Below are 26,549 nucleotides of genomic sequence, written 5' to 3'. Positions count from 1 at the left end.
GCTCCTCCCAATCCTTGTGGTTTTAAAAGGGACCCTTCCCGGGTACCCAGCTCGTCCCCGCAAGCGGCACGCCAGCCATGGCGGCAGCTTCGATCGAAAGAGCGCAGAGATCCTCAGGCTCGAGATTGTGCAGATGATTTTTGCCGCAGGCACGAGCGATAGTCTGTGCCTCGAGCGTCATGACCTTCAGGTAGTTCGCCAGACGGCGACCAGCCGCGATCGGATCGACGCGCTTCATCAGCTCGACGTCCTGCGTGGTGATGCCGGCAGGGTCCTTGCCCTCATGCCAATCGTCGTAAGCGCCGGCAGTGGTGCCGAGCTTCTGGTATTCATCCTCCCAACGCGGATCGTTGTCGCCCAGCGCGATCAGCGCTGCGGTTCCAACCGATACTGCATCAGCACCGAGGGCGAGCGCTTTGGCCACATCGGCACCATTGCGTATGCCACCGGAAACGATGAGCTGAACCTTGCGGTGCATGCCGAGGTCCTGCAGCGCCTTCACTGCCGGGCGGATACAGGCAAGCGTCGGCTGGCCGACATGCTCGATGAACACTTCCTGGGTTGCTGCGGTGCCGCCCTGCATGCCGTCGAGCACGACGACGTCGGCGCCGGCCTTCACTGCGAGCGCGGTGTCGTAGTAGGGGCGTGCGCCACCAATCTTGACGTAGATCGGCTTTTGCCAGTCGGTGATCTCGCGGATTTCGAGGATCTTGATCTCGAGATCGTCAGGACCCGTCCAGTCGGGGTGACGGCAGGCCGAACGCTGGTCGATGCCCTTGGGCAGGGTGCGCATCTCGGCGACGCGGTCAGAAATCTTCTGGCCGAGAAGCATGCCGCCGCCGCCCGGCTTGGCGCCCTGGCCGACAACGATTTCGATGGCGTCTGCACGACGCAGGTCACGCGGGTTCATGCCGTAGCGCGACGGCAGGTATTGATAAACCAGGTGCTTGGAGTGGCCGCGCTCTTCCTCGGTCATGCCGCCGTCGCCGGTGGTGGTCGAGGTACCGGAGAGCGTTGCACCGCGGCCGAGAGCTTCCTTGGCCGGGCCCGACAGCGAGCCGAAGCTCATGCCGGCAACGGTGATCGGGATCTTCAGCTCGATCGGCTTCTTGGCAAAACGGGTGCCCAGAACGACCGAGGTATCGCACTTTTCGCGATAGCCTTCGAGCGGATAGCGCGAGATCGAAGCGCCGAGGAACAGCAGGTCGTCGAAGTGCGGGACCTTGCGTTTGGCGCCGGAGCCGCGGATGTCGTAGATGCCCGTCGCTGCGGCGCGACGGATTTCGGACATTGCGTATTCATCGAACGTGGCCGACTTGCGTGGCGTCGTCGGAGGATTGTGATAGCTCATTTTGTTCCTCAGTATGCGTCAGCGTTGTCGATGTTGAAGTTGTAGAGCGTGCGCGCCGAACCGTAGCGCGAGAACTCCTCCGGCTTCACGTCGGTGATGCCGGCGCGGTCGAGCAGGTCCTGCAGGATGGCGATGTGCTCTGGGCGCATTTCCTTCTTGATGCAGTCGGCGCCGAGGCTCTTGACCGAGCCGCGAACGAACAGGCGGGCTTCGTAGATCGAGTCGCCGAGCGCGTCGCCGGCGTCGCCGAGCACAACCAGGTTGCCGGACTGGGCCATGAAGGCCGACATATGGCCAATGTTGCCACGCACGAGGATGTTGATGCCCTTCATCGAGATGCCGCAACGCGACGAAGCGTTGCCTTCGATGACCAGCAGGCCGCCGCGACCGGTGGCGCCGGCGTACTGGCTGGCGTCGCCCTTCACGATGATGGTGCCCGACATCATGTTTTCACCGACGCCCGGGCCGGCCGAGCCATGCACGGTGATCGTCGAGAGCTGGTTCATGCCGCCGCAATAGTAGCCGACGCTGCCCTGCACATCGATCGAGATCGGGTGCTCGGCGCCAACGGCAACCGCGTGGCTGCCCTTGGGATTGATGACTTCCCAGTTCGGTTCGGTGGAAGCGTCCTTCACCTCGTGCAGCGCCTGGTTGAACTCGCGCAGCGTGTTCTTCGAAAGATCGAACACCTTCGGCGCGTAGTTGACCTGGTGCAGGGGGGACGTCGCAAGATTCGTTGAATGCATAGTCTCAGTGCTCCCAGAAATAGACGGTGGAGGGCTCAGGCTCCCAGACCTTGGCGTCTTCGATGCCAGGCAGGTTGGCGAGCGCGCGATACTCGGAACCGAAAGCGACATACTGGTCGGTTTCGGCCATGACGGCGGGCTTGCAGGAGATCGGATCACGGACGACGCCGAAGCCGTTCTTGGTACCGACCACGAAGGTGAAGAAGCCGTCGAGGTCATTGAGGCTGCTTTCCAGCGCCTCGCCGAGGTTCTGGCCGTGCGCGATCTTGGACGACAGGTAGGCAGCGGCGACCTCGGTGTCGTTCTCGGTCTCGAAGCGCATGCCATCGCGGATCAGCTCGCGGCGCAAGTTGTTGTGGTTCGACAGCGAGCCGTTGTGCACCAGGCACTGGTCCGGGCCGGTCGAGAAAGGATGCGCGCCGAGCGTGGTGACGGCGGATTCGGTGGCCATGCGGGTATGGCCGATGCCGTGGCTGCCGCTCATCTTGGTGACGTCGAAGCGCTTCACGACTTCGACCGGCAGGCCGACTTCCTTGTAGATTTCGATCGCTTCGCCAGCGCCCATGACGCGAACGTTGGGGCGGAGCTCGGAGAGAGCCGCGCGGGCTTCGGCGATCTTGTCGGACGGAACGTCCAGCACCGCATGGGTGGACTTCACTGCCGACGAAACCTTGGCGTTGATCTTCTTGCCGAGTTCGGCGTCAAGACCCCTAAAATCCACGTCCGGGGTAGCCGACTGGATGGTGATCTTGCCATGACCCTTGGTGCCGCCGCCGTAAATGGCGATGCCCGCGCTATCGGGGCCGCGATCGGTCATGGTTACGAGCATTTCGGACAGCAGCGCACCCAATTGGGGCTCCAGCGACTTGTCCTTGAGAAAGAGTCCTACAATTCCGCACATCCCAGTTTCCTCACCTGATTGGCTGCCTGTAACAAGCTAACAGCCTGCCATAACCTAGCAGCTTCCCTTTCCAATTTCAACTGTAATGAATGAATTATTCCTTGGAGAGAAAATCGACGACTTGGTCGCTCTGGATAATTATGATGCCTTCAGTGACGAAAATGGGCGTAAAACGGCACCCCAAGCAGCTTCGCACGCAATCGAATGCATCATTCAGTTGAGGTGCTGCGCATCAGGAAATCGCAACGCATACGCCAGCAACAAAGAGGAACTGGCAGGGTCGGTAAGCCGCAACGAAAGAAAGTTCTGGCGCATCGATGCTGCAACGCGCGACAGCAGCAGGGTGCAAATCCCTGACGCTGCAGGGTTGCCATCCGGCGGCGACAAAGGGATTTGATGTCAGCTAAGCCCAGATTTGAGGCCGTAAGATTTATACCCCGGCATCGGCTTTAGGGCGCACGCCGCTACCTATGTATCTATTGAGAGCGTCGTGAAGCGAATTAACATCGCTTATCTTGTCGTCAGAAAAAGCTCTCTCATAAATCGCCTCAAGATGCATCCGCATTATCGACTGTGCCCGTTCGATGTCTCCGATCTCCAGCGCATCGATTATCTCGGCATGCTCGTCAGAATTACATTTCGTCCAATGAGGTCGCCCATAGATGTAGAAAACCAGGGAGCTCTGCGTCAGTAGCGGGTCAAGATATTTGGACAGAAGCTTGCTGTTGGTCATTCTGGCCAAGGTTCGATGAAAGGAGCAGGTTTGCCCCTTGTATGATGCAGGATCCTTCTCAACATACGCATGTTCGAGTTCGACCGACTTGCGAAGCTCTTCAACTTGAAGGGCCGTCAATTTGCCGGCGAGTGTTCGGACAACGACATCCTCCAATTCCATGCGCATTCGCAGGATATCCCGTCCTTGTTCGATGCCGGGCTTCGCGACTGTCGCACCCTTGTTTTGTCGGATCTCCACCAACTCATCGGTAGCTAGCATCTGAAGCGCCAACCTGACCGCATGTCGGCTGACGTTCAACTGCTTGCTGATCGCTTCTTCAGGGAGCTTAGTCTCTGGAGCAAGGGCCTGCTCTATGATGGCGCGCGTTAGCATATCGTAGACCAAGTTCGCTTCATTCTTTCGGCTTGCCATGTCGTCTATTGTCCTCATTGCAAGCAACACATAACCAGTTGCTCGACGGCGTTCATCAAGATCCGACTTGAATGCTTTCACGTCGGATCTGCAAGGGTGTTTACAGCGCGGAACATGCCTTGACAGTAGCCGCCTGCATTCTCCACGCATTTTACCACAGATTGTCCATCGGCTATCTCAATCATGTGGATTATTATGTCAATTAATTACCAACAATCGTTGCGCAGCATGCTGTGAATTGATCAATCTTTCGGGTTTGAATGACGTTACAATGCGTTTTGGAGATCGACAGGTCGCCATATGGAAAAAGACCCAACTAACTGATTATATACAATAAATTACCCGCCTAGGAGTTCGCCACGAAGTGCGAGCAATATGCTTTTGTCTCCAGAATTGTTGAATTATCGATATCATATCGGAAAAAAATCAATTCTGAAAAGTTGACATTCGGAATGATTGCATGTTTCCATGCTCGAAAGGATCAACGCTCTGCAGGGCTCTGAAGATCTGGCAATGCCATCCGACGCCGCTGTCGGCATATGAGATTCAGTCAAATAGTAGTTGGGAGCCTCAAACATGCAAAAATGTGATCTCTCTGTCCTGAACGGAAGAGTGATGCTGCCAGGAGGTGAACTGGTAGATGCGAACATTGGAGTTCGTGACGAAAAGATAATCGAAATATCGTCGGAGCCCATTGAAGCAGACACGGTAGTCGATGCATCCGGAAAGACTGTCATTCCTGGCTTGGTCGACCAGCATTTCCACTGCTGGTGGGGTTATGGTGTTGAGACACACGAAATTGCTACACGAGCAGCCGCGCGCGGTGGCGTGACAACGTTGGTTGAAATGCCCCTAGACCGTCCGGCAACAATCACAAGCGATTTGCTTCGCGCGAAATTGTCCCAGGTAGGCGGCAACTATCACGTCGACTACGCCGCAATTGGGGGGTATTGCCCAGACCGTCCCGAAGAGGTCCATGCCATGGTACGGGCAGGGGTCGTCTCAATAAAGATTTTCACAGGCGATGTCGCGCCTCCCGGCATGTTTCCTGGCACCTCCGATGCCGAATTGATGGACCTCATGCGGCGGGTGAAGAGCGAAAACGTTACGCTCATGGCGCATTGTGAGAATGCAGGCATTGTAAGTGCAGAGACTGCGCGCGTTAGAGCGGAAGGAAAAACCGGGCCGGCAGCGTGGGATGAAGCGCGGCCTTGGTTTGCTGAAGTGGATGCGGTCCAGCGCCTAGCGACACTAGCTAAGGCTACGTCTGCTCGAGTGATAGTCGTACACATTTCGACGCCGCAAGCCGTTGATGTCATCACGGCGGCTAGGCGCGACGGTGTGGATATTTGGGCCGAGACGTTACCACACCAGTTGTGCGTGGATTTGGAATCCGGTCTCGACGATGCCCGCTTGAAATGGAACCCTCCGCCACGGTCTCGGAACGCTGTGGACGGCCTTTGGGAACGGCTTGCCAGAGGCGAAATCCATTCGATCGCCTCGGACCACGCACCTTTGACCAAGATCAACGGCGCCGATATCTGGAACCAAAATCCCGGCGCTGGAAACGTCCTGGAAACAATGCTCCCCGTAGTGGCCACCGAGGCGATCTTCAAGCGAGGAATAAGCCTGGCGCGACTTGTCGAAGCTATGGCGGTCAACCCAGCCAAAATACTCGGTCTATATCCCCGCAAGGGTTCTATCCAAATTGGTGCCGATGCGGACCTTGTTGTTCTGGAAACAAACGGAAAGCGCATTATTGACGGTCAAGCCTTGGAGTTCTTTGACCAAACGGCCAAATGGTCTCCTTACCACGGCAGGGAAGTAAAAGTTTTTCCTATTTCTACAATCGTCCGAGGCAAGGTGGTCTACCTAGATGGCGAAGTCATCGGGCCGCTCGGGCATGGCAAATACGTCACAAAGCACCTCAACTCATGATTTCAATTACTTGGGCGCTGATTGGTAATCGCGTCCAAACGATTGGCCAACTGCACGGAGCAGAACTTGCGCCAGATCTCGCTTTCGAAAATTGTACGGCAGGTTTCTCCCGAAGATATCGCCACCCTGGCCCATCTTGCCAGCGTACAGGTGGACCAAGAGGACCTTGCTCCGCTAGCTGTTTCTCTGCAGCAACATCTGCAGTCGACGGAGCTCTTACTCCAAGTAGATTTGGGGGACGTGTTACCCGGCACGGAGGCACGTTGGGATGTCTGATCTTCCAGATCTTACAATTCTCGAGGCTTCATCGCGGATTGCAAATGGGTCGCTCACCTCGGTCGAATTAGTAGAGGCTACGCTGGCGCGCATCGCGCAAACTGAACCAGCGGTGCACGCATATGCCCATGTGGGAGCAGAAGAGGCGCTCGCAGCCGCACGCTCAGCAGATGCTACCGAACGGCGCGGTCCACTGCATGGGATTCCCTTTGCAGTGAAGGATGTGCTTCTAACACGAGACATGCCCACTCAGGCAAATTCGCGTGTATTGGCAGGGCATCGCACATCTCACGATGCATGGGCAGTGGCACGACTTCGCGAGGCCGGAGCGGTACTCGTCGGCAAACATGTCACTCATGAATTTGCAAGCGGCCAAGACGTCCCCCCAACGCGCAACCCTTGGAACTTGGCGCACTATCCGGGAGGCTCAAGCGCCGGCAGCGGCGTATCGACGGCCGTCGGATCGTGTCTCTTTGCGCTTGGTACAGACGCAGGTGGCTCTGTTCGAAAACCAGCTGCTGTAACCGGTGTCGTAGGACTAAAACCTACTTACGGGCGTGTCAGTGCAAGAGGGACGGTACGCGGCGCCACTGTACCGACTGTCGAGCATGTTGGCATATTTTCACGCTCGGTGCGTGATGCCGCGATTGTGCTGAATGTGATAGCTGGAGAGGATCCTGCGGATACCAGGACATGGCTTGGGCCAAGCCCAGATTTCTGCGCAGACCTTGACGTCGAGCTTCGGGGTATTCGGATTGGATTGCCGCGGCTCGACAGATTTGGCCAGGCCCCTGACGAAAACGTCGCACGTGTAGTTGCCGATGCGATCGATACCATCGGCAAACTCGGAGCTGAATTCGTAGAAGTAGATTTGCCGCTGGCAGAGCTGGCTCTACCAGCTGCAACGGCGATCATCACCGGCGAGTTTGGTCCCCAGCATAGACAGTGGTTAGCTGAAAAGCGGGAGCTTTATAGCGAACCAGTTAGACGGTTCATAGAGCTCTCGCTATTGGCGCCCGCAGCTGATCTTCAGGCAGCCTACCGCGCTCGCTGTGCGCTGCAAGAAGAGCTTAAAAGACTGTTTGTCAGCACGGGCATTCACGCCCTTGCGATGCCCACCCTGCCATGCACCTCAATGCCTCTCGCTGACATGGTCATCGCTCGCGATATGGGCCGGCTCATCCAGTACACATGTCCATGGAGTCTTGTCGGGCAGCCAGCATTGAGCGTGCCGTGCGGGTTCACCAGCCAACAGTTGCCGGTAGGACTTCAATTGGTTGGCGCCCCCCTCAACGAGAAGATGATCATACGAATTGGGCAGGCATTTCAAAACGCGACCAATTGGCATTCGCGCCGTCCGGTGCTGACCAATACCTGAGGCGAAGGGCGCCGAAGGTACTAACGGGAGGAACTCAATGAAAAACTGTCGCTCGATTATGCGCGGCCGGCCAGTAAGCCGACCATTCAAAACCGCGCTTGGTGGCATTACCATCAGCCTTGTTGCCGCGGTGCTGAACGCCGGAACCGCTGCGGCCGAAACCAGTAGCTGCGCGAATGGCGAGGCCCAGGCGCTGATTGTGAGTGATGTCTCAGGGCGCCTCGGCGTGCTCGGCCCCAGTCAGGCAAGTGCGACCCAGACCGCGATCGATCTGATTAACAAGGACGGCGGGTTGCTCGGTTGCAAGGTTAATCTGACCATCAAAGACGAGCAGCTGGACCCGGCAGTCGCGGTTAGGGAACTCAAGAAGGCTATCGCAACAAACAAGCCAAATGTGGTGTTTGGTCCGACACTCAGTAGCAGCATGCTTAGCATGGCGAAAATCACAAACGCGCAAGAAATACCGCTGTTTTCCGGGGAAGGCGGTGATGCACAGTTTGTCATGGATGCCCGCGAGCCAGGCAATTACATGGCCATTTCGACGCTCTATCAAGATGGCAGAGCAGCCGCCAAGTACCTGATTGAGAGCGGCAAATGCAAACGATACGGCTTTTTGTATCCTGACATCGTAGCCGGCCGCGATGTCGTCTCAGCCTTTCGAGGCCAGTTGACGGAGTCACAGCCAGACGCCCAAATCGTAGTAGACCAGCCTTACAACCTGCAGAACAAAGACTTTGGCGCTATCATTCAAGCGATTTCCAGCAAGTCGCCCGACTGCGTATTTGGAAACCTGCTCGGCCCGGATTTGGGCTCGGTGTACAAGATATGGAACCAGCGGAAGCTGGATATCCTAACAATGTTTTATCCCGACACAGCGACGTTGAAAGCAGTTGGGAAGGGCAACTTGCCTGCCAACACTTACGGCGTGATGCGAGCCAACGTCAAAATCATGAGTGAGACACCGGTGGGGAAGGAATTTACCGAGGCTTACAAAGCTGCCAACGGGGGCTCGACCCCCGACGAATGGGCTTATGCGGCTGCCTCCGCGGTCCAGATGTGGGCATCGGTGGCGAAAGCCGCCGGGAGCTTCGACTATAATGCGATGGATGCTGCTGTGAAGAAGGGTGGGCTGACCTTCGATTCAGTCTATGGAAATGACACCGAAATCATGCCCAATCACCAAGCAAATGCTTGGTCGAATGTCGGCCCGATTGTCGACGACAGCCAACTTGGGCACCCATACTGGTCTTCCGACAGCAAGTCGATGCTGATGAAAGACGTAATCCAGCAGCCACTTTACGAATCAATACTCGCCGGAAAGTCTTCAACGCGCTGGACATCAGTGCAATAGCGACGGCGACAGTAATCAGCCATGGCTATTGCTATGGCTGATTACCTGAAGCGTTTTTCGGAGGTTTGGTTTAAATGAATGAGTTCCTTTTACAATTACTTTCTGGAATCTCCGCTTCTGCAGTTTTGTTCCTTGTCGCGTCAGGCTTTACCCTGGTCTTTGGAGCACTGCGGATCATCAACTTTGCGCATGGGTCGATCTATATGCTGGGCGCGTTCCTGGCAACCTCGCTCAGCGGCTTCGTTGGAAGTGGAAACGTAGCCTTCTGGATCAGCGCAATCCTTGCCGGCCTTTCAGTTGCGGCGCTCGGTGCATTGATTGAAATCGCATGCCTTCGTCGCGTCTATCATCGCGATGTGGCAATTCAGTTGCTGGTCACATTCGGCCTGGTGATGATCATTGGCGGACTGGTCCGCGGCATCTGGGGGTCTGCACCACGACAGACTGCCATGCCCCCTCTGCTCGATGGGGGGGTGCCGATGCTTGGAACTTACTTCCCCACCTATTCGCTGTTCCTGATAGGCGTGGGGAGTGCGGCGGTAATCGTACTGTGGCTTGTCATGTATCAAACCTCTCTAGGCCGCCTGATCCGTGGGGCGGTGGATGACCGTCAACTTCTCGAGATGGCTGGCGTCAACGTCCCCCTGTTGTTCACAGCAGTATTCGCTCTCGGGGCCTTCTTCGCAGGAATCGCCGGCGCACTTGTCACTCCGCAGCAAACTATTTCTGTTGGCCTCGACCTCGATGTGATCGTCAAGGCCGTGGTGGTCGTTGTCATCGGCGGCTTGGGAAGCATCGGCGGAGCGCTTGTGGGCTCGCTGATGGTGGGAATTGCCAGTTCGGTTGCGCTCATCTGGCTGCCCCCCTCCTGGTCATTGATCGTAGTATTCGGATTACTTGTCGCGGTTCTCGCAATTAGTCCCCAGGGCCTGTTCGGCAAGGTGAGATGATGTCAATCCAGGCGAACAACAAAGTACCTATCGGTGAGACAATGACCTTAAACCACGCATCTGCTGAGCGATTAGAAACAAGTGGGAATTCGGAGACCCGACTTGACGGATGGCTGCGCCCTATTGTCGTGACATCGTGCGTCGTTGCCATTGCTCTACTGATTTCTGCGCCTTTGATTTTTCCAAGCACAATTGTGCTGGTCTTAGGATCGGCCCTTGTTCTGGGCATGTTTTCGCTAAGCTTGAACATTCTATTTGGTACCAGCGGTTTGTTGACATTTGGGCATGCTGCCTACTTCGGCATAGGTGCCTATACGGTTGCTCTGCTGGTTTCGAGATTGGAATGGCATCCGCTCGCCGGCCTGATTGTCGCGCCGTTGGCGGCGGCTGTAGCTGCCTCGATACTTGCTCCAATTGTACTGCGCGGGAAGGAGATATATTTCGGCCTGCTAACTCTTGGTACGGCCCAGCTTGTCTACGCAATTGCGCACGGTACACCGGCATGGACTGGCGGCGATGAAGGGCTCATTGGTGATTTCCAACCCAGCTGGGCATTCGATCTAAGCAAGCTCTATTGGTTTACATTCGCCTGCGTGGCAGGCGGAGCGCTCGTGTTGTGGATGGTGACCCGTTCGCCGTTTGGGGACGCATTGCGGGGCCTACGCGAGAACCGTCTAAGGGCTCAGTTTATAGGCATCTCACCAATCCGCTATGAATACGGCGCGTTCATCATTGCGGCCTTCTTTGCCGGCCTTGCCGGAGGACTCTTTACTATCTACGAAGGCCAGGTTCAGGATGCCCTGTTCTTCTGGCAGATGTCCGCCACCCCGCTGATAGTCGCACTTTTAGGCGGCTTCGGTTATTTCCTGGGACCAGTGGTTGGCGCCATTTTTTATACACTTCTAACCGACCAACTCGCCTCGCGCACGGAATTCTGGGACGTTGCGGTCGGGCTCGTGGTCGTCGTCGTCGCGATCGGTATGCCTAGCGGAATCATAGGGGCGCTTGAGTCAGGTCTGCGCAATATTCTGGGCAACTCGCGGCCTCGTGTGCCGCAGCGTGCGACGGTCATGTCGGCCGCTCCAGCGGCGTCAAGCCATCAGAAGGCCCGGGCAGATGTTACAACCGCGCCGGTGCTCCTCGAAGTATCCAATCTGACCAAGAGCTTTGGCGGCCTTCATGTAACGCGTGACGTAAGCATGAAAGTCAGGAAAGGTACGATCCACGCGATCATCGGACCGAACGGCGCTGGCAAAACCACCTTCTTCAATCTCATAACTGGAGCGCTGCGGCCCGATGCAGGAAAAGTACAATTCGCCGGCAAGGACATTACCTTTGCCAACCCATGGGACCGCGTCAAGCTAGGCTTAGGGCGGTCCTTTCAACAGCCGAATATTTTCCCTGCGTTGGCCACCATCGACAATGTCGCACTCGCAGAAGCAAGCGTGCGGGGGCGAACTGCCCGTTTGGTGGGCAAACTCCCGGCGGCTATTCGAGACCGCGCGGCTGCGATTCTTAAGAATGTCGGGCTTGGCGACGTGGCGCTGGTTCGAGCTGCAGATCTCTCGCATGGTGATCAACGGACGCTCGAGATCGCAATGGGTCTCGCAGTTGAGGCGCAGCTGTTGTGTCTCGACGAGCCTACAGCAGGGGTAGGCCCGGGTGAAACCCGCCAGGTTGTAAATGCGATCAGGGAGATCGCACAAAGTCAGGGTCTGACCATACTGTTTGTTGAGCATGACATGGATGTCGTGTTCGGCATTGCAGATCGGATAACTGTCTTGTGCAACGGCTCGGTGCTAGCCGAAGGAACGCCAGATGAGATTAGACGCAACCCCGATGTAATTGCCGCTTATCTTGGGTCGAATACTGCAGGAGATCAACAATGACGATTGCAGATAACCAAGCTACCGCCGCACTAAGGGTGCATGACCTGAATGCCTTTTACGGAAAATGCCAGGTCACGTTCGATGCCCAATTGTATGTGAGGCGGGGTGAGATAGTTGCCTTACTTGGCCGCAATGGTGCTGGCAAGACGACAACGCTCATGGCCATTGCGGGCTTCGTCACCGCGAAGCGAGGAAAGGTGCTGTTGGCAGGAAATGAGATTGCTGCAGCGCCAGCATTCCGGCGCGTGCGGGCCGGACTATCACTTGTTCCCTCTGGTTCCCGCTCCCTTGGCAGTCTGACCGTCCTTGAGAACTTGCAGACGAGCGCGGGTGTGTCCGCTCGCAATGGGCAGTGGAACATCGACAAGGTGTTTGACCTCTTCCCGAAGCTGCGGCAACTCGCAGCTTCGCAAGGACGACAGTTGTCTGGCGGCGAGCGTCAAATGCTGGCGGTGGGGCGCGCGCTCTTGTCCCAGCCCGAGGTACTCATGCTCGACGAGCCCAGTGAGGGTCTCGCTCCCCTGATCGTAGCAGAACTCGGAGGCATGTTGCGCCGGCTCGCCGACGCCGGACTCGCGGTCCTGCTCACTGAACAGAACCACAGTCTCGCTCTCGATATCGCTGATCGCGTCTTGTTCATGGAGAAAGGACAAATTGGTTGGGAAGGCTCTGCTTCGCAAGCAAAAGACCCTGATATTCTCGGCCGGTACTTGTCGATCTGAAAATTATTTGGAGAAGAAACTATGCTTTACAATCGTGACCGAGCCACCAAGTACATGCAGGAAGCTGGCATTTCTGCGATCATTGCCACAGCGCCAAAAAGTATCACCTATTTTTCAGGTTACAGCTGGCCGCTGGAATCATCGATGCGCCAATACATGTTCACACCCGAAGCATCAAGCGAACTGATGTTTCCAGGCTTTGTTCTTATTCCTGTCGAAGGGGAGCCGACTCTCATCTTGGGATCGCGCTTTGCGATGAATTCGGACGATGTGTGGATCCGGGACGTGCGGCTTTTTGGAGACAATTTCCCCTTTGACCTGTCGATGACCCCGACCGGCCTTGACGGCATGATTGGGGAGGTCATGCGCGGCAACTCGTATAAGACCCCCGTTGACGCACTTGTTGATGTCATGCGCGAGCGTGGTCTCGCTGATGGGTGCCGGATCGGCGTTGAAATTGAGGGCATGGGCGACGGTGGGCGTTTGGCTCTGGCGAATGAACTGCCCGGTGCCACGCTTCTGGATTGCACCAAACTCATCCGGCTAGTCCGAATGGTCAAGACCGATGCGGAAATTGACCGGATGCGCAAGGCGATCGAAATCGCTGAAAGGGCGGCCATCGCAGCGATCGAGCAGGCACAACCGAATGGCACTCTCGAAGCAATCGAGAGAGAATATCGCGTCCGCCTGGGCGAGCACTGTGCAGACTTCGCGGCCGTCCAATTGGCAGCCGGGGGTGTTGGGCTCACTACCCAACCGACCTATGCGCCGTCCGGCGGCGAGGTAATCTTTACCGACTGGTGCGCGATCTATCGCAACTATTGGGCCGACATTGGCATGAGCTTCATGTTCGAAGCACCACCGGAACTGGTGCATAAAAAGGATGCGGCCCTAAAGGCGTGTGTTGCTGCGGGTGGGCGCGCATTGCAACCTGGTGTGAAAGCGTCTGAGGTATTCCGCGTGATGTGCGACGCTCTTTCCGAAGGAGGAATCGAGGGGAATGAGCCGCAAGGTCATGGAATTGGCCTCGATGTACGTGAGTATCCAATCATTGTCCCCGATCGGGGGGGGCGCATCGTCGATGATTGCGTAGACGTCTCAGCAGACTTTCCCCTTGAGGCGAATATGCTGATCAATCTGGAGATCGGCCATTTCCTTCCTGGAATTGGAGCAATCCAGAACGAGCAGTCGTTCATCGTACGGCCGGGCGGTGGAGAATTGCTCATTCCCTACAGCCGACGATCGCCTGTGCTTGCAGGTTGATACCAGCGCTTACTTAGGAAGGTGAATTTGATGAGCATGGTCCCATGGCCAAGCCTCGAGCGCGCGAGCGTTGCGAGCTTGGTGAATGAAATTTGCGGCATTGGTAATCGTTTCGTGGGCACAGCTGGGGAGGCCGCAACGCGCTCGTTCCTGCTCGATCGCTTCAATTCCGCTGGTCTGCAAAAAGTCCGTGCCGAACCCGTAGAGTTGTTGTCCTACGAGGCAGGAGGGGCAACATGCGAGATATTGAAGCCTTCCCGGACGCTTCGAGCCGTCGGGTTGCAGTATACAGCGAGCGGACAGGCAGAAGGCGTGGCAATCTACATTGGACGGCCCTCCAGCATTGAGGACCTGACTGATCTCCTGACGCGACTACCTCCTTTGAATGGGCGGATCGCCGTGATGCACTCATACTGGCCATGGCTCTTTGCGGAGCACTTGGTGGATAGAGGGGTGTCCGGTATTGTCGTCATAAGTGAGACGCCGGGCGGAACGATATCTCACCTGACGGCTCAGTTGTATCCGGTGCCCTCAGCTCCCAGTTTCGAAGGCAGGCCGCTTGCCGTACCGGGAGTCACAATCGATCGTGACGATGGTGCGCAACTACTGGCTTACGTCGCTAATGGCGTCGTTCGCCTGCGGATCGAGCATCGTGCCCGATACAAGCCGTTTATTTCAGCCAATGTCGTGGGGGAAATTCCCGGCAACACCGCTGAATGCGTCGTGGTGGGAGCCCACTACGACACCCAGCTTGAAGGGGTTGGCGCTCAGGACAATGCAACGGGCCTTGCAGCGCTTCTTGCACTTGCAGACCGATGGGTCGGGCAGAACTTTAGGCGAACTTTGAAGCTCGTTGCGTTCTGTGCCGAAGAACCCGGCATGTGGGGGGCAACAGATTATTGCCGCCGACACGAGGCGGATCTCAAGTCAACTGTTGCGATGATCAATCTTGATGCGCTGGCGTGGGCTCTCCCTGGCCGGCGCGCTCTTCTTGCCGATCCCGGTATTGCCGACTACGCAGTTGCGCGGGCGGCGGAGGTTGGGTGGGAGATCGAGGATGTCACCAACGCCAGCCTCCTTCGCGCCGCAGATCTCAATCCGTTTATCGATGCTGGGGTGCCCGCCTGCTGGTTTTGGCGGTTCCCTCCGCAGCATCCTTACTATCATAGTTCGGGCGACGTCCCTGAATTGCTTGACATGGCAGCCGTCTCCGAGGTGGCAAATGTGGCTGCCTACACAGCCTACTCACTACTTAATGACGGAGACCTCAACCTTGGCCGGGCACAGGGCTTGCCCACCGACGACCTATCCCGTGGCAGCAGCAGTCGCGGGGATCAGTGCAATCTTCTGGACAATCTGGAAAAGCAGCTCGAACAATTGCGACATCGGCTGGGGACAATGCGCGTAACGCTGCGTCTCGACGTGAACGGGCGAAATTTTCCGGTAATCGGCGAGGCGGTCGCCGAAGGTTTCCCATCAATCAAACATGATGAAAGTGTCGATCAAAGAGGTGCATCGACTGCACAATGGGTGATGCGAACGCGAAAGATTCTAGTGCAATCCGAATTTGCCAACTCTCCAGTTCGCCCGCCCACCGCGCTCATTGATGCCTACGGTGTGAAGGCACAGATGTTGGCACCGGTAGTGCACAACGATCACGTTGCCGGCTGGATATCAGTCCACTCCTCCACCAGGCGCGATTGGAACGCTGCCGATGTCGCTGAACTTGAGGAGGAGGCGCGTAATATTTCTAGATGCTTACCTTCGATCCGCGAGGCAGTCCGGGCAACACCCGGCTGGACGGTCATGCTTGAGCCTTCTTCATAATTTTGGCTTCGACAACGAAAGGAATGAATGCGTGGGTCAACTTGAAACCACAATACAGTCACTTAGGCAGCTCAAGAGGATCGGCCATATCACGCCGTCGTCCAACACGGCCCTGGAGGCGATCACGTCTCAGCTGAATGTGGGACTGGCAAATCGCTGCTCCCATCATTTCTCCCGGCTACGCGTAACCGCAGTCAGGCTCGATCCAGCGACGGAGGACCAGTTTGCGCTTGATACGATGGTCGCAGCTGCAGAGCTCTTGGCGGACGCTCCGTTGGACGCAATCGTTTGGAATGGAACGTCAGCGTCGTGGCTTGGACTGCAGCGCGATGAAGAACTGTGCCGGAGGATTTCGGAACGTACGGGTCTCCCAGCGTCCACTTCTACATTGGCGTTTCTCGAAGTCTTTCGATCAATGGGTGCAACGCGCATAGGCCTGGCCGTTCCCTATGTCGATGAAGTCACCGCCAAAATCTGCGAGGTTTACGGTCGAGTTGGGGTGAACGTGGTGTCGCATGCCTCGCTGAGGCAGTCTGTGAACGTCGACATCGGCAACAATTCTCTGGATGCCATTCGCAATCTATTGCGTGCTGCCGATTCCCCAGAAGCGGACTGCATTGCTGTAGTATGCACCAATCTTCCCGCAACGTTCCTCGTTGAAGAGATGGAGCGAGAACTCGGTAAGCCCATCATAGACTCAATCGCGGTGACGTTCTGGAAGGGGTGCATGCTTGCGGGAATTGATCCGGCCATGCGCAATTGGGGTGCGCTCATGAGGGGCGAGTTAACCAGCTAGGGGTCGTTGCGCGCCGCGCAAGCGTGCGCTTGCTGCTGCTGGATCCATGGAGCTCGGCGACCTTTCAAAATTGCATGTGACGACGAATGAAGAAGCGAACATGCTCCGGCAAAACCCAAACCTGTCCCCATATGTCTGGCTGACCTGCTGCTCCATAGACGACAGTATCGAGATAAAGCACAGGTCCACCAATTGGGGTTCCCAGATGCTCTGCAATCTCTGAATTAAGTATTTGTGGAACTATCTCTAAGTCGGCATAATTTAACTCCAGCTCTGAATGCTGAAGCAATGCATCAAGGAGAGACCCCTTAAACTCGCTTCGAATCAAATCAAAATCGATTATTGTCGTTGGTAGCCAGTCTATTGTCCATGCTATTCGCGCCTCATCAAGAATCTTAGAGCGTTGCACAAAATACACCGGGTCACCGACAGGAAGTCTCAGCTTTGTGCTTATTTCTGGCGTAACGATACTTTCGCCCCATTTCAGGTCCTCAGTTTTGAGAAGCTTGCCGGCTTCGCTGGCCGCTTTGTCTAGCGAAGCAAGCCTCTCAAGATGATGCACGATCTTTGACGAAGCCGGGGGGCGCGGCAGTACTGTCGCGCCAACCCCGTTTCTAACACTTACGAGACCTCGATCGTGAAGGCTTTTGATCGCCGCTCTCAATGTGACCCTCGAGACGTCATACTTCGCCGTTAATTCCTTCTCGCTTGGCAGAAGTAATCCGGGCTTGACCTTGTCGCTTGCGATGAAGTCATCAACAATTCGCTCGCAAACTTCGCTCGATAGCGGACGCTTTCGCCTCGATAAGTTAACACGTTCCATTCTTTTGCTCCTGTGAACATCAGGTTTGGTGCAACCAAACCTGATGACCGTTGTCCCCTAAGCCTCAGCGGACCGATTACACCGCCTATGTGGCTCTCCCCGGCCGCACCGAGCTCACGCTCTAGGCGAGCCTGCCCGACGCCCGAAAGCGCATCACACCCCCGTCAGGAAATACATTGAAGCGCAAGTGAGTTACAGCTCCAATGTCCAGAATCTCCCGCTCAAATATATGCCGCTTGTGCATCTCAAGCTTCTGTTCAGGCAGCAATGTCCGCCAGAACATGCTTTGCGTGACCACCCCGGCTACGTCGACTCCGCTGAGGTCGGCGGCCAGGACAGAGCATCTGTCTGGATAGTTGCCGCGGAAATGTGCCGTATCAACTTCGATCTCCGATACACGGCCGCGATGCCCTAGGGCAATTACTACCCAGTCATTGCCCGGGCTGCGCCGCCGGCGTGTCTCCCATCCGTCGATGGGAGAATCACCGGATCCAGGCATTAGAAGATTATTGGGTGAGCCATAGTGCTGGTCGCTGGCTGCGAGGGCGCGACCACCAAACTCCAAAGCCGACAACTCATGTATCGCGCTTTTGTTCACCTTTTCCCAATCGACCGCCGCTTCGCCGTAGACCCTGAGCCTGGCTACCCCTCCATCGGGGTGAATGTTCAGCCGAACGTGAGTGAAGGTACCCGAATTCGAAACGGGCAAGAGATGGTGGGAGTTACCCGAAAGTTCGGTAGCGGGCAAGATTTCTGCCCACAGGGCATCATCCGCAGGGATTTTGTGATCGGAGTAACAGCCCTCGACGGAAGCAGCCGGAGGAAAATTTCCGGTAAAATGACTGGTATCTATGTCTATTCCGCGAATGATACCCGGTATTCCAAGTTTAACAATACAGTAGTCATGACCTTCAGTTCTGCGGCGTCGTGTCTCCCACCCATCCATATACAATCCAGGTCGCGTATCATCCTTCTTTCCAAATACGAAGACTGGAGTCGATAGGCTTAACATCCTTTCTTTCGAAGCAAAAAATTCATCGTTGGCAAAGACAGCCTCGGCGCCGAGCTGCGGGTTCGCCAAATTGATGTACCTGCTTGCAAAGTCTGGCTGTGTGCTTTTCGTCACGTTTGGATCTCCCTTGGTGGTTGCTGCGTAGCGCCTTGACACTGTGGGCACTCTCCAGTAGGGTACACCCTGTTAGTTAGGTAGTAAATACCTGTCGCGAGGTAGAACTCACCTGATAGCTAGGGCTTACGGACGCAAAAAATAGCGATTAGCTGCGGCGGAGCCAGGGAATGGAGGAGGCGACACAGTGCCAACATTGGCTGTCACAGGGGATGTCATCCCACTTGACCACTTGCGGAGTGATGCACAAGCGCCGGAAGTCCAGGCGGTCCTGCGACATCTCCACGACGCAGATATGGTCGTTGGGAACTTTGAGATGCCGCTCACTACAGCGGCGGAACCGCTTCATAAGCTGTTGAACATACGTGCAGACCCATCAATCGCATCTGACGTTGATGCACTCGGACTCGACGTTGTCACGGTCGCCAACAATCACACTGTTGACTATGGTTGGGAGGGCCTGCAGGACACTGTTGATAATCTGCGATCTGCTGGGCTTCAAGTAATTGGCGCTGGAAAAACAATAAGCGAGGCCGTCAGGCCAGCAGAGCTTGTTCTCAGCGGCGAGCGAGTGGGAGTCCTAGCTTTCTCTTGCCTAGTTCCGACCGGGACGGGCGCGGCAGAGTGCAGGCCAGGGATAGCTGGCTTGAAGATAGTGACCTCCTACGAGATTGATCCATACTATCAGATGGAAGAGCCCGGTGACCTATCAGCTGTGCGGGTTCGAACTCTTGTCCACGACAGCGACATGAAGTTTGCCAGCCAGTGCGTTCGCGATTGCCGTTCTCGCTTCGATTTCCTAATTGTGACGGTTCATTGGGGTTTTGGCTCCGGCGATGAACTGGCGGAGTACCAGCAGCCATTGGCCCACGCGTTGATCGAAGCGGGTGCCGACCTGGTTCACGGCCACCACCCTCATGCAATCCATCCAATAGAATTCTACCGAAACAAACCAATTCTGTACGGCTTGGGGACGTTGGTTGGTCAACAGGTATTCATGGAAGCAGCCCCGACGATAAAAAAGCTCTGGAGCGAGATGTCGGCCGAAGGATTTGTCGCACTGCTTTGCCCCCAATCAAATGAGGACCCCGAGGTGCGGCTCATCCCACACATCCTTAACACAAGACGGCTCCCCGGGCTTGCGAAGGGTGCTGAGTTAGATCGCCTCCTCTCGCGCCTCAAGCGGTTATCCAGTCCGTTTGGGACCAGAATCGAAGTACGAAATGGCGCAATTATTGCCAGAAAGGAGAGCGCTTAATAATTCGCATTGGAATGACATAAAAATATTACTTCTAACAAAAAGGGGAATAGTAAATGTCTAAAAAAATGTGGAGTTCTCTATCGAGGCGAAGCTTTATGGCCCTGGGCGTGGCCGGGCTCGCTGCTGCTTCAATTGCAGTGCCACAGCCTGCTTTTGCTCAGACACCTGTGATCGCCGTCAGCTTTCCGAATTCGTCGCTTCAGGGCGCAGTTATTGCCACTCTGGAGGCCGCAAAGAAGAAGGGAGGAGAGCTTGGCTACCAGGTTGTGGTAGATGATCCCGGAACGGACCTGAAGAAGCAGATCAATACGCTTAACACGTGGATCGAGCAAAAAGTAGCAGTCATTGTCTGCGTTACCCTTAATCCAGCAGTCTTCGAAAGTGTGGCCAAGAAGGCTCGCAGTGCCGGCATCAAGTGGATCACGTATGCAGAAAAGCTCGAGAACCAGGACGCAACTGTAGGTTTCAGCCAGTACGATTCTGCGGCGGTTCTAGGCGAGTACGCCGGCAAATGGATCAACTCCAACCTGGATGGCAAGGCCAATGTCGTAATCCTGGGCTATGAAGGAGCTTTCTGGGGTCGTTCTCGAGCGGACGGCATCGCGAAAGGCCTCACCAGTGTCGCGCCTGGTGCGACTATTGTCGCTCGCCAGGATGCAATTAGTGCTACCGAAGGCCTCGAGACGACCCGCAGCATTCTTCAAGCCCACCCTCAAGTTAACGTGATCCTCGGTATCGAAGACCCCGCAACAGAGGGCGCATACAAGGCATGGATTGCAGCTGGACGCGACAAGTCGGACCCAAAGGCCTTCATTGGCGGTATGGACGGCACTCCAGGGGCGCTAAAATTGCTGCGAAGCGGCGACACTATTTATCGTGCTTCCATGGCGCTGCCGCTGATCGATTTGGGTGAGGCAATCGCAACGACGGCTGACAAGCTTGTGCGTGGTGAGGCTGTTGCCGAACGTATCATAGCGCTGGAACTGGTCGAGGCAAAATCGCCCTTGGCTGACAAGTACCTGAAGCAGCAAGGCATCGAATAAAGTCTTCCTGCCGATATCGACGCGATAAGGACTGGCGCCGAGCATGAGCGGCCCGCATTTATAAATAGCGGTAACTAAAAAAAACGTGGTCCTTATCGCGCGATATTTGGAAAATACTATAGAACAAGGTGGTTTCCGTGTCTGTTGTGATCAGCAATCTCAAGAAGGCCTATTCGGGTGTTCCTGTCCTCAAAGGGGTCGACCTTGAAATTGAGGATGGAGAGATCCATGCCTTTCTAGGCGCCAATGGCGCCGGAAAATCGACGTTGATCAAGTGCTTATCGGGAGCTGAGCAGCCCGACTCCGGCGCGATCGAGGTTGATGGAAAGCCGTTTGCAGCGAGTGGACCTCGCGATTCAATGCGAGCAGGAATTTCCGTAGTGTATCAAGAGCTTTCATTGGCTTCCGGGCTAAATGTACTCGATAATGTCTTTCTCGGACAGGAATATAAGTGCGGTCCCTTTGTCCGCAAAGCCCGGGAATCACGGGAAGTACACCAATGGTTCGCAGAGTTGGGGGTCAATATCGATCCTGAAGCCGACCTACTTAAACTCAGCAACGCAGAGCTTCAAGTTATTGAAATCGTAAAGGCACTTCGTACGAGACCAAAACTACTGATATTGGATGAACCTACAGCTTCATTGACCGAACGTGAAGCGGCTCAATTATCGGCGCAGCTTCTCTCTCTAAAGAAACAAAAACTTCCTCTTTTGTACGTAACTCATCGTCTAGCAGAAGTATTCGCTATAGCTGATAGAGTTTCGGTCCTTCGAGGTGGAAAAATTGTGCTTTCAGCTAAGGTCTCTGAGATTACGGAGCAAGAGATCGTCAGCGCCATTGCGGGCCGTAGTGTGGGAACAAACCCCCCTGACTACGCTAGCCAGCAGCAAACACGATCTCCCTTGGCTCAGATTCGTGGTTTGACCGCGCCAGGCATCGGACCGATCGACCTTGATGTCAATTCCGGCGAGATACTTGGCGTATTCGGCCTGGTAGGATCTGGCAGGACTGAGTTACTTGAAGCACTGTTCGGTGCGCGAGCATTGGCGAGCGGAACAATTACTCTGGAAGGCAAGGCATTAAACCTGCGCCGGCCGTCCGATGCGGTGCGGGCTGGCGTAGCCCTGGTTCCAGAAGATCGGCTCCGCAAAAGTGTCTTTCAGACACTGACGGCAGGCGAGAATGTGGCGATGGCCAGCTCCGCCAAATTCGGAACTCTAGGTTTTCGAAGCAAATCTTCAGAGCAAAAAGCGTTCCACGATGTCTCGCGGAAGTTGAACCTGCAGCCGCGGCGGTCTGATCTTGAAGCAAGGCGGTTCTCGGGTGGAAACCAGCAGAAACTGGTGCTCGGTAGGTGGCTCCAAGACGGCCAGGATTGCCGGATGCTATTGCTCGATGAACCGACACAAGGCGTGGACGTCGGTGCCCGTGGCGACCTCTATAACGTTCTGGCAGAGAGCACGAAGACCGGCCTTGCAGTCGTGGTGACTTCGTCGGAACCGGAAGAGTTGATGCAATTGGCGCACCGGGTCGTAGTCCTATCTCGAGGCCAGGTTGCCGGAGTTCTGCATGGGACCGAAATCAATCAAGAGCGCCTGCTCCACCTGGCGCACGTAGGAGAATAAGATGACCAGGTCAAATACATCGAATACTGGCGCTGCGATCAATAATGATCGTTCCACATCATTTCTGGACAAGATAAAAAGACCTGAAGTCATAATAAACAATATTCTAGTGATTGCGCTGGTCATTTTGATCGTTTATTTTGCCTCCAGGACATCAACATTCCTTACGGTGTCGAACTTCGAGGTAATCCTTACGAACAATGCTGTCATCGGCGTTCTGGTGGCAGCAATGGCATTGTTGGTGATCGCAGGGCACGTTGACTTGTCGGTCGGTTCAAACATCGGCTTTGCTGGGACGCTCGTTGCCCTTGCCAATACGGAATGGGGCCTTTCACCCTGGCTGAGCATGTTGGTCGGGATTGGTGGCGGCGCGCTGGGTGGCGTCATAAACGGGGTTCTATGCGGTATTCTACGCTTCAATCCCGTTATCGTTACTCTCGGTATGCTGGGCATTCTCCGCGGAGCCACGCTGCTTATACAGCACAATGAAATTTCGGGCCTAGACGAGTTCTTCGTGGTGATGGGAAATGGAGAATTTCTTCATGTTCCGATCCAGCTGTGGATCGTTGGTATCTCGTTCGTCGCTGCCGCCGTCTTTATTTCACTGACTACCTGGGGGCGCTACGTCTACGCCATCGGATCAAATCCTCGAGCTGCATTCTTGGCAGCATTGCCGGTACGTGCACTGCCATTTGCGCTCTATGTCGTTACCGGCGCAGCTGCCGGGCTGGCGGGCGTGATGTCGGCTGCGCGGCTCGATGGTTCTGCACCAGGCGCATTGGGGTTGCAGATGGAACTTCAAGCCCTGACGATCGTGCTGCTCGGCGGCGTTGCATTTGCGGGTGGTCGAGGGCGGATTGGCGGTGTGGCCACCGCGTGGATTTTTCTCGGGGTTCTGGAGAACGGACTTACGCAGCTGAATGTTACGCCATTCGTGCAACTCGTTGCTGCTGGCCTCGCCCTGGTATTTGCTGCCAGCCTTGACTCATTGGGTTCGGTGCTTGGGCCCCTTCTCGAGGGCCGTCGCCGAGTAAGCGAACAGCGTGCAGCGGCGAGCACTGGGACCGGCGCCGGCAAACAGGATGATGCTGGGACTGTTCGACATCTTTAAACGATGTCCCAGGTCGGTCATGCCCGCAGATCCCAGGACATTAGACGAGTAAGTGCCGAGCAAAACGGCCAGTAATCGGAAGGAATAAGTGTATGAACTACGCTCGCGACATGGTCGGATATGGAAATAATCCACCAAATGCCAATTGGCCCAAAGGCGCCAAGTTGGCCCTGCAGATTATTGTGGCCTTTGAAGAAGGTTCAGAGAACAGCGTACTTCACGGCGACGCGCATTCCGAGAATTTTATCTCGGACATGATTGGCGCTCCCCCGCTTTTTGGTGTGCGCAGCGTTAATATGGAATCTCTCTACGAATACGGCACACGAGTCGGCTTTTGGCGCGTTTTTAACGAGCTCAACTCACGGGGAATCAAGTCCACGGTTCTGGCCAACGGGCTTGCACTCCAGCACTATCCGGACGCGGGTAAATTCATGCATTCAACAGGCCACGAGATTGCCAGTCACGGCTGGAAGTGGATTGACCACCAATGGATGGGAGAGGAAACGGAACGCGCCCACATGAAATTGGCCATCGAGGCCATCACAGAGATTACTGGGGAGCGTCCGGTGGGATGGTATACTGGGCGATGCAGTCAAAACACATTGAAGCTCGTAGTTGAAGAAGGGGGTTTCCTCTACGACTCCGACACATATGCCGATGACCTTCCTTATTGGGTTACCGTAGATGGCAAGCAGCATTTGCGGATACCGTACACGCTGGAAGCAAATGACATGCGCTTTGTGTCGGCCGCGGGTTTCAACTCAGGCGATCAGTACTTCTCCTACCTTAAGGATACGTTTGACGTGCTTTATCGCGAGAGCGACAGAACACCACGTATGATGTCTACGGGCCTGCATTTGAGAATTGTTGGCCGCCCTGGTCGGTGGGCAGCGTTCCTGCGTTTTCTAGACTATGTGCAAAAGCACGAGGACGTTTGGATTTGTCGCAGAGACGAAATTGCGCGTCATTGGCACAAGCATCACGCCGCGTAGCGATACAAGCGCCGCTCAGTCCCAAGCCTGCATTGAGCGGCATTTCCTACCCAAAATATCATATGAGCTTGGACCGAAAATATGCCGCAAATTGTTGACGTTGAACCGCTCACACGAGATCGGTTTCGCGAGTTTGGTGACGTAATCGAGATCGATGGCGATGCCAGCTACCCGATCAACGGTGGCATGGCGGATCGCTTCCACGATATGGCGAAAGTGGAGGCAAGTGGGCCAGAAGGGCGAGTTCTGATCTCGATGGTCCGGAGTCGTCACTGTGAGCTTCCGTTGGTTGTTTCAGCTGTCGAGAGGCATCCGTATGGAAGCCAGGCGTTCATCCCGACGAAGCTGGGATCGTTCCTGGTGGTTGTCTGTCTTGACCGGCAAGGCGTTCCACAGGCGCCCAGGGCATTCATTGCGCAACCGGGACAGGGCGTGAACTACCACAGCAACGTGTGGCATGGGGTGCTTTCTCCGCTAGTTAACGAGCAAGATTTTCTCGTCGTCGATCGCGGTGGACTAGGAAGTAATCTGGAAGAATACAATTTCGCCGAGCCCTATGTCATTGAGGGGAACGTTCGATGCTGAAGATAGAGATGTCAGAACATAAACCCCTTTTAATAAACATCATCCGTTCGCATCGCGACGACCAGGTGCGCATGCTGGCGGAACTGGTCAAGGTGCCGTCCGACAACCCGCCCGGAGACTGCGCAGCGCATGCCGATCGCGCTGCCCAATTGTATGAACGCCTTGGCTTCACCGTCGAGCGTCACAAGGTGCCAGACGCGCTCGTTGCGAGCGTCGGCATGATCAGCGCCACCAACCTGATTGTGAGGCACACGTTCGGGCCCGGCCCGACCATCGCGCTCAATGCTCATGGTGACGTCGTGGCGCCTGGTGAAGGCTGGTCGGTCGATCCCTATGGCGCTGTGGTCAAGGACGGCTGGATGTACGGCCGTGGCGTGGCGACCTCGAAATCCGATTTCGTAACCTACGCCTACGCGCTCCTTGCACTGCGCTCGCTGGGCGAGAAGCTGTCGGGCACGGTCGAGATACACCTGACCTATGACGAAGAGGTCGGTGGCGACATCGGCCCGCTCTATTTGCTGCAGCAGGGACTGACCAAGCCGGACTATGCGATCTGCGCCGGCCTGTCCTACGGCGTCGTCACCGCCCACAATGGCTGCCTGCATCTCGACATCGACGTCCGGGGCAAGTCCGCCCACGCGGCACGACCGGAAACCGGTGTCGATGCGCTCGAGGCAGCAACCCACATTCTCAGCCGGCTCTATTCGCTGCGCTCGGGCTTTTCGGAACAGCGCTCGTCGGTCGAAGGCATCACAACGCCGTCGCTGGTGGTCGGCCTGATCTCGGGCGGCATCAATACCAATGTGGTCCCCGACAAGATCGTGATGCGCGTCGACCGACGCATGATCCCGGAAGAGAACGGTCCGGAGGTGGCGCGCGACCTGATCGCCTTCATCGAGGCTACCGCTGGCGAAATGCCGGGCGTCGAGTGCCATGTCCGCCAGCTGATGCTGGCCAACCCGCTGAAGCCGCTCGACGGGCAGGAACGCCTCGCGGGTGCCTTGCAGAGGCATGCCTCGGAACTCACTGGAGAACCCATTCCGACCCAGGGGGTGCCGCTTTATACCGATGCGCGGCACTACAGCAATGCCGGCATCCCGACCGTGCTGTATGGCGCCGGTCCGCGAACGATGCTCGAGGCCAACGCCCACCGCGCCGATGAGAAGCTCAGGATCGATGACCTCGTGCTGGCGACAAATGTCGTGACACTGGCGCTTTACGACATGCTCACTGGCAACGCCTGAGGGTCTTCAAGTGACCGGCTCATTCTGTTGGCGGCTTCAAGAAGGCCGAAGGAGGTAGCAATGCTCCGAGTTGAAAGTGTGCTTGGCAGCCGCAACGATCCGGCCTTGCATGAGGCCATTCATCATCTCGAACACCACCATGCGGTGGAGTTCGTGACGGTAGCGGCAGGTGATCTCGACCGCCGGCGGCTGATGGCCAAGACC

General features: G+C 56.0%; 23 protein-coding genes. 17 read left to right on the top strand and 6 right to left on the bottom strand.

What is annotated here, in order from left to right:
* Positions 1–22: 22 nt before the first annotated feature.
* From ASC75_RS13535 to ASC75_RS13525, 3 genes are read right to left on the bottom strand one after another with little or no spacing between them, the layout of a single operon-like run.
* Positions 23–1,351 carry an FMN-binding glutamate synthase family protein gene (locus ASC75_RS13535; RefSeq protein ID WP_055976086.1) on the bottom strand — a complete coding sequence of 443 codons (1,329 nt, stop codon included), beginning with the start codon at positions 1,349–1,351 and terminating at the stop codon, positions 23–25.
* Positions 1,352–1,359: 8 nt separating this feature from the next.
* Entirely contained in the window at positions 1,360–2,097 is a 738-nt protein-coding gene (locus tag ASC75_RS13530; protein ID WP_055976081.1) for a GXGXG domain-containing protein, read from the bottom strand.
* A gap of 4 nt (positions 2,098–2,101) precedes the next feature.
* Positions 2,102–2,998 carry a glutamine amidotransferase family protein gene (locus tag ASC75_RS13525; protein WP_055976077.1) on the bottom strand — a complete coding sequence of 299 codons (897 nt, stop codon included), beginning with the start codon at positions 2,996–2,998 and terminating at the stop codon, positions 2,102–2,104.
* An 85-nt stretch (positions 2,999–3,083) separates the two neighbouring features.
* Between ASC75_RS13525 and ASC75_RS26040 the strand changes: the two genes are divergently transcribed.
* On the top strand, positions 3,084–3,395 hold the full coding sequence (locus tag ASC75_RS26040; RefSeq protein ID WP_156381258.1) for a hypothetical protein: 312 nt from the start codon (positions 3,084–3,086) through the stop codon (positions 3,393–3,395).
* Positions 3,396–3,428: 33 nt separating this feature from the next.
* On the opposite strand, the gene ASC75_RS13520 is transcribed toward ASC75_RS26040, so the two are convergent.
* On the bottom strand, positions 3,429–4,226 hold the full coding sequence (locus ASC75_RS13520) for a GntR family transcriptional regulator (RefSeq protein ID WP_162244924.1): 798 nt from the start codon (positions 4,224–4,226) through the stop codon (positions 3,429–3,431).
* A gap of 495 nt (positions 4,227–4,721) precedes the next feature.
* On the opposite strand from ASC75_RS13520, the gene ASC75_RS13510 reads away from it, so the two are divergent.
* The 9 genes from ASC75_RS13510 to ASC75_RS13460 all read left to right on the top strand — a co-directional run bounded on the left by ASC75_RS13510 (position 4,722) and on the right by ASC75_RS13460 (position 16,535).
* A complete protein-coding gene (locus tag ASC75_RS13510) occupies positions 4,722–6,083 on the top strand; it encodes an amidohydrolase family protein (RefSeq protein WP_082496581.1) in 1,362 nt (453 codons plus the stop codon).
* A gap of 268 nt (positions 6,084–6,351) precedes the next feature.
* Positions 6,352–7,737: an amidase gene (locus tag ASC75_RS25530; protein WP_082496580.1), complete on the top strand. Its 1,386-nt coding sequence runs from the start codon at positions 6,352–6,354 to the stop codon at positions 7,735–7,737.
* Positions 7,738–7,774: 37 nt separating this feature from the next.
* A complete protein-coding gene (locus ASC75_RS13490; protein WP_082496579.1) occupies positions 7,775–9,088 on the top strand; it encodes an ABC transporter substrate-binding protein in 1,314 nt (437 codons plus the stop codon).
* 74 nt (positions 9,089–9,162) lie between these two features.
* Positions 9,163–10,038, top strand: a complete 876-nt coding sequence (locus ASC75_RS13485; RefSeq protein WP_082496578.1) for a branched-chain amino acid ABC transporter permease — start codon at positions 9,163–9,165, stop codon at positions 10,036–10,038.
* Positions 10,038–11,927, top strand: coding sequence for a branched-chain amino acid ABC transporter ATP-binding protein/permease (locus tag ASC75_RS13480; RefSeq protein WP_162244923.1), 1,890 nt, complete (start codon positions 10,038–10,040; stop codon positions 11,925–11,927). Before ASC75_RS13485 ends, ASC75_RS13480 begins: the two co-directional genes overlap by 1 nt.
* Positions 11,924–12,649: an ABC transporter ATP-binding protein gene (locus ASC75_RS13475; RefSeq protein ID WP_055976047.1), complete on the top strand. Its 726-nt coding sequence runs from the start codon at positions 11,924–11,926 to the stop codon at positions 12,647–12,649. The genes ASC75_RS13480 and ASC75_RS13475 overlap by 4 nt, the downstream gene beginning before the upstream one ends.
* A 21-nt stretch (positions 12,650–12,670) precedes the next feature.
* On the top strand, positions 12,671–13,912 hold the full coding sequence (locus tag ASC75_RS13470; protein WP_055976044.1) for a M24 family metallopeptidase: 1,242 nt from the start codon (positions 12,671–12,673) through the stop codon (positions 13,910–13,912).
* A 30-nt stretch (positions 13,913–13,942) separates the two neighbouring features.
* A complete protein-coding gene (locus tag ASC75_RS13465) occupies positions 13,943–15,739 on the top strand; it encodes a M20/M25/M40 family metallo-hydrolase (protein WP_055976041.1) in 1,797 nt (598 codons plus the stop codon).
* Positions 15,723–16,535 carry an aspartate/glutamate racemase family protein gene (locus ASC75_RS13460; RefSeq protein ID WP_156381257.1) on the top strand — a complete coding sequence of 271 codons (813 nt, stop codon included), beginning with the start codon at positions 15,723–15,725 and terminating at the stop codon, positions 16,533–16,535. Before ASC75_RS13465 ends, ASC75_RS13460 begins: the two co-directional genes overlap by 17 nt.
* A 64-nt stretch (positions 16,536–16,599) precedes the next feature.
* On the opposite strand, the gene ASC75_RS25525 is transcribed toward ASC75_RS13460, so the two are convergent.
* Both ASC75_RS25525 and alc read right to left on the bottom strand, forming a co-directional pair.
* Entirely contained in the window at positions 16,600–17,358 is a 759-nt protein-coding gene (locus ASC75_RS25525) for a GntR family transcriptional regulator (protein WP_082496576.1), read from the bottom strand.
* Positions 17,359–17,479: 121 nt separating this feature from the next.
* Positions 17,480–18,484 (bottom strand): allantoicase, encoded by a 1,005-nt coding sequence (alc, locus tag ASC75_RS13455; protein WP_055976035.1) that lies wholly within the window; start codon positions 18,482–18,484, stop codon positions 17,480–17,482.
* Positions 18,485–18,671: 187 nt separating this feature from the next.
* Between alc and ASC75_RS13450 the strand changes: the two genes are divergently transcribed.
* From ASC75_RS13450 to ASC75_RS13420, 7 genes are all read left to right on the top strand, one after another.
* Entirely contained in the window at positions 18,672–19,742 is a 1,071-nt protein-coding gene (locus ASC75_RS13450) for a CapA family protein (RefSeq protein ID WP_082496575.1), read from the top strand.
* A 56-nt stretch (positions 19,743–19,798) separates the two neighbouring features.
* Positions 19,799–20,788: a sugar ABC transporter substrate-binding protein gene (locus tag ASC75_RS13445; protein WP_082496574.1), complete on the top strand. Its 990-nt coding sequence runs from the start codon at positions 19,799–19,801 to the stop codon at positions 20,786–20,788.
* A 137-nt stretch (positions 20,789–20,925) separates the two neighbouring features.
* On the top strand, positions 20,926–22,413 hold the full coding sequence (locus tag ASC75_RS25520; protein WP_162244922.1) for a sugar ABC transporter ATP-binding protein: 1,488 nt from the start codon (positions 20,926–20,928) through the stop codon (positions 22,411–22,413).
* A 1-nt stretch (position 22,414) separates the two neighbouring features.
* Entirely contained in the window at positions 22,415–23,524 is a 1,110-nt protein-coding gene (locus ASC75_RS13435) for an ABC transporter permease (RefSeq protein WP_082496572.1), read from the top strand.
* A gap of 92 nt (positions 23,525–23,616) precedes the next feature.
* The gene (gene puuE, locus ASC75_RS13430; protein ID WP_055976018.1) at positions 23,617–24,516 is read left to right on the top strand and encodes an allantoinase PuuE; all 900 of its coding nucleotides are present in this window, start codon (positions 23,617–23,619) and stop codon (positions 24,514–24,516) included.
* Between the two features lie 81 nt (positions 24,517–24,597).
* On the top strand, positions 24,598–25,101 hold the full coding sequence (locus tag ASC75_RS13425) for an ureidoglycolate lyase (protein WP_055976016.1): 504 nt from the start codon (positions 24,598–24,600) through the stop codon (positions 25,099–25,101).
* A gap of 8 nt (positions 25,102–25,109) precedes the next feature.
* Positions 25,110–26,345, top strand: a complete 1,236-nt coding sequence (locus ASC75_RS13420) for an ArgE/DapE family deacylase (protein WP_055976108.1) — start codon at positions 25,110–25,112, stop codon at positions 26,343–26,345.
* Positions 26,346–26,549: the final 204 nt, after the last annotated feature.

Origin of the sequence: Aminobacter sp. DSM 101952 (assembly GCF_001424795.1) — a bacterium.
Lineage (GTDB): Bacteria > Pseudomonadota > Alphaproteobacteria > Rhizobiales > Rhizobiaceae > Aminobacter > Aminobacter aganoensis.
This window is presented reverse-complemented; position numbering and strand designations above follow the sequence as displayed.

Coding starts and splice junctions, on each gene's coding strand:
- ASC75_RS13535 (WP_055976086.1), bottom strand. CDS start 1,351: ATGAGCTATCACAATCCTCCGACGACGCCACGCAAGTCGGCCACGTTC.
- ASC75_RS13530 (WP_055976081.1), bottom strand. CDS start 2,097: ATGCATTCAACGAATCTTGCGACGTCCCCCCTGCACCAGGTCAACTAC.
- ASC75_RS13525 (WP_055976077.1), bottom strand. CDS start 2,998: ATGTGCGGAATTGTAGGACTCTTTCTCAAGGACAAGTCGCTGGAGCCC.
- ASC75_RS26040 (WP_156381258.1), top strand. CDS start 3,084: ATGAATGAATTATTCCTTGGAGAGAAAATCGACGACTTGGTCGCTCTG.
- ASC75_RS13510 (WP_082496581.1), top strand. CDS start 4,722: ATGCAAAAATGTGATCTCTCTGTCCTGAACGGAAGAGTGATGCTGCCA.
- ASC75_RS25530 (WP_082496580.1), top strand. CDS start 6,352: ATGTCTGATCTTCCAGATCTTACAATTCTCGAGGCTTCATCGCGGATT.
- ASC75_RS13490 (WP_082496579.1), top strand. CDS start 7,775: ATGAAAAACTGTCGCTCGATTATGCGCGGCCGGCCAGTAAGCCGACCA.
- ASC75_RS13485 (WP_082496578.1), top strand. CDS start 9,163: ATGAATGAGTTCCTTTTACAATTACTTTCTGGAATCTCCGCTTCTGCA.
- ASC75_RS13480 (WP_162244923.1), top strand. CDS start 10,038: ATGTCAATCCAGGCGAACAACAAAGTACCTATCGGTGAGACAATGACC.
- ASC75_RS13475 (WP_055976047.1), top strand. CDS start 11,924: ATGACGATTGCAGATAACCAAGCTACCGCCGCACTAAGGGTGCATGAC.
- ASC75_RS13470 (WP_055976044.1), top strand. CDS start 12,671: ATGCTTTACAATCGTGACCGAGCCACCAAGTACATGCAGGAAGCTGGC.
- ASC75_RS13465 (WP_055976041.1), top strand. CDS start 13,943: ATGAGCATGGTCCCATGGCCAAGCCTCGAGCGCGCGAGCGTTGCGAGC.
- ASC75_RS25525 (WP_082496576.1), bottom strand. CDS start 17,358: ATGGAACGTGTTAACTTATCGAGGCGAAAGCGTCCGCTATCGAGCGAA.
- ASC75_RS13445 (WP_082496574.1), top strand. CDS start 19,799: ATGTCTAAAAAAATGTGGAGTTCTCTATCGAGGCGAAGCTTTATGGCC.
- ASC75_RS13435 (WP_082496572.1), top strand. CDS start 22,415: ATGACCAGGTCAAATACATCGAATACTGGCGCTGCGATCAATAATGAT.
- puuE (WP_055976018.1), top strand. CDS start 23,617: ATGAACTACGCTCGCGACATGGTCGGATATGGAAATAATCCACCAAAT.
- ASC75_RS13425 (WP_055976016.1), top strand. CDS start 24,598: ATGCCGCAAATTGTTGACGTTGAACCGCTCACACGAGATCGGTTTCGC.
- ASC75_RS13420 (WP_055976108.1), top strand. CDS start 25,110: ATGTCAGAACATAAACCCCTTTTAATAAACATCATCCGTTCGCATCGC.